Annotated in this window: 3 protein-coding genes; 2 read left to right on the top strand and 1 reads right to left on the bottom strand. The window is 59.5% G+C overall.

The window, feature by feature from the left end:
* A partial coding sequence (locus ACFFWD_RS17960) for a winged helix-turn-helix domain-containing protein (RefSeq protein ID WP_376967432.1) occupies nt 1-1,674 on the bottom strand: 1,674 nt, incomplete at its 3' end.
* A gap of 150 nt (nt 1,675-1,824) precedes the next feature.
* Between ACFFWD_RS17960 and ACFFWD_RS17955 the strand changes: the two genes are divergently transcribed.
* A complete protein-coding gene (locus ACFFWD_RS17955) occupies nt 1,825-2,064 on the top strand; it encodes a DUF1127 domain-containing protein (RefSeq protein WP_376967430.1) in 240 nt (79 codons plus the stop codon).
* 566 nt (nt 2,065-2,630) lie between these two features.
* On the top strand, nt 2,631-2,965 hold a 335-nt coding region (locus ACFFWD_RS17950; protein WP_376967428.1), incomplete at its 3' end, for an SAM domain-containing protein.

The following is a 2,965-nucleotide window of genomic DNA, read 5'->3' as shown; positions in this document are numbered from 1 at the left end:
GAGATTTGTTGCGGGACCAGCCCGAGCCAGGCGCCGAAGTCGCGGCCTTTGGAGAACACCCCCAGGCGCGCCTGGCCGGTTAGTGTTCAGAAACTGCAGACGCCAAGATGTCTTCAAGCGCATGCCCTCATAGGCGCGCTCGCGTCCTGCGAGATACACGGGATGGTTGCTTGGGATGTAGGAGCGATAGCGGCGAATACTGAAACGCGGATTCAGCGCAAGGCCTGCCTGCGCTGTAGCCCGTGCCTCATCCGGCTCACCGACGTGCGCCAAAACAGCCGCGAGAAGGAAGTGCGTCATGGGGTAATTTGGGTTGGCCTCAAGGCTCCGGCGCAGCCAAACAATCGCTTCTGCATCGGCGCCGTGCCAAAATTTGGCGAGACCGACAAAAAAGGTCCAGGCATAGACGTAGGTATCGCGGGGAGAGAGGCGGAGCGCCTGCTCTATATGGGCTTCAGTCTCCACGCCCCGCCCGAGACAAAGCTTCCCATACCCGATGTTCGCGTGCGCCATTGCCAAATTCCGATCCAGCGCCAAGGCCCGCTCGCATTTGCCGATCCCTTGAGCCGCGCGGTTCGTATAAGTTTGCACCATGCCTAGGATGTTATGAGCCGCCGGATGGTTTGGTGCCAAGGACAGCGCCTTCGTGGCGGCCGTCTCGGATGCGGTGAGATGTTCTATCCGATCGTCAGTGAAAAAGTTGCTGACTATTGCAAGATTGGCCAGCGCCGTGCCGACCAGTGCCTCGACATTTCCCGGTTCGAGGGCCAAGGCGCGTTCAAAGAAGCCGCGCGCTTGTGCCATGTATTCGGGGGTTCGGCCCCTGTTGACCAACGCGGCGCCTTGGAAACACAAGTCAGTCGCGTCGGGATGGGGTGAGCGCTCCGCGCGCCGCGCTTCGACCGCAATCAATTGCGATTTCAGTGTATTGGCGAGCCTCGATATGATTTCGTCCTGCATGTCAAAGAGGTCGGCAACGGGCTTGTCAAAACGCTCTGCCCAAAGGTGGTTGCCGGTTTCGGCATCAATCAATTGCACGTTCACCCGCAGGCGGTTACCACTCCGTTGCACTGAGCCTTCAAGCACGTAGCGGACGTTCAGTTCACGTCCGAGCTTCTTTACGTCAACGGGTTTGCCTTTGAACGTAAACGCGGTGTTGTGCGCAATCACGAACGCGTCACTGATGCGCGACAAGTCTGTGGTGAGGCTCTCGGTCACCCCATCGACGAAGTACTCTTGACCGGGATCGCCGCTGAGATTTGCGAAGGGCAGCACAACGATGGAAAGACGAGGTGGCGAAACCGGCGTTGGCGTCGTCTCGCTGCTACGCGCCACCGAGCCAACCGGCTCAACTGCGACGGTCTGGGCTTCCTGCACCGCACCGACGAAGCGAAAGCCCTTGCGCGGCAGAGTTTTGATTAGGCGCTGTTTCTCGCCGCTGTCGCCGATTGCGGTGCGAGCGGCATTCAGGCGAGTCGTCAGCGCGGCATCAGAAACGATGCGTCCATTCCAAACGGCGCTGATGAGATCGTCTTTGCTAACGACCCGCTCCCTGTTGCGGATCAGGTAGTCGAGCAGGTCGAACACCTGAGGTGTGACAACAATCACGTCCGTTGCGCGGTGCAGTTCGCGCCTGTCGGTATCCAATGCGTAATCCTCAAAGAGATAACGCAAGCCGCCATTCCTTTTCGGGGTCAGCTCTGAAGCCCCAGGAACGCAAAGAATAAGCTGCCGGTGAGGAAAATGTAAGCCAGCTGTTAAGCGCGCCAGCGGATGTGCTGGCAACTTTCGCTTGGTGAACTAGCCCAACTTGGACACACCGATATGAGCACGATCCACGGGACCACTGAGTTCGGACCGGCAACCGCAAGGCCGCATTATTACAGTCCCCTCGAAGCATATTGGGATGCGTTTCGTGAGTGGCGCAAACGCGAGAGGCTGCGAACCCAGCTGTGCCGGCTGACGGACGGCGAGTTGATGGACATCGGCATCACGCGTGGTGAGATCGACTACGTCGCCACAAATCGCGCTATCGACCCGCGAGGCGCCGTCCTCGCGCCGTGAACAAGCCCGCGCGCCACGGTTCAAGCTGAACCGGCCGTAAAAGGCCTCTGCCTCCTTTGTCCCAAGGACCGTGTCATGCAGCCGAAGAAGTCTCACCTAGATCAGTTCGAACGAACAATGATGTCCGCATTTGGAGTTCAGCCTGATTGGTATGAGGATTACTGGCTAAGGCCGAAGAAGGCCTCCCGTCCCACTAGAGGAAGATGGCGCCGTTCGAATGTCCTTCTACGTACTATCTTGTGCGCAGCAATCGTATCAATGTTCGCCTACTTTGGTCGTTGAAGCTGAACCAGATCCCTCCGACGCCGACGAGGGGACGGAATAGCGGCTCTGGGGCGGCTCATGAGTCCGGTCATGGTCCCCTTCGCGACATATTGCACCGCCACAGGACCTCGGTCACGAACGGGGCATAGCGGACATGGCCGGGCTCGTTGCTGGCTCGACCCGGTGGCGATTGACCCCGACCGGACATCCACCTGCGGGGGGCTGAAATAAGTCGGCGCGCGTGGTAGACTTTCTGTCCTGTCGGTCCAGAGCGGATAGCGTTAATTCCGTAGGGGGCCGCCATGCAGCACATTGCCGACTGGCTCGAAAAGCTCGGCATGTCCGAGTACGCCCAGCGTTTTGCTGAAAACCGCATTGATTTCTCGGTCCTTCGCGAACTGACTGATCAGGACCTGAAAGATCTCGGTGTCGTCCTCGGTGATCGCCGAAAAATGTTGCGCGCGATTGCCGACATTGGCGATATCGAGAAGAATGCACCAGCCGCGCCCGCCAAGGCAACTGCAGCGCCGCGTGGCACACCGGTCGCGTCAGAGCCAATCCCGACCGCAACGCCACGGCCGATCTCCGCCGCGGCCGAGGTCAGCGGCGAGCGCCGCTATGTCACGGTGATGTTCTG

It is taken from the genome of Bradyrhizobium erythrophlei, from assembly GCF_042430365.1.
Classification (GTDB): Bacteria; Pseudomonadota; Alphaproteobacteria; order Rhizobiales; family Xanthobacteraceae; genus Bradyrhizobium; species Bradyrhizobium erythrophlei.
Note: the sequence above shows the minus strand (reverse complement) of the source record. Positions and strands in the feature narration are given on the sequence as shown.

Coding starts and splice junctions, on each gene's coding strand:
- ACFFWD_RS17955 (WP_376967430.1), top strand. CDS start 1,825: ATGAGCACGATCCACGGGACCACTGAGTTCGGACCGGCAACCGCAAGG.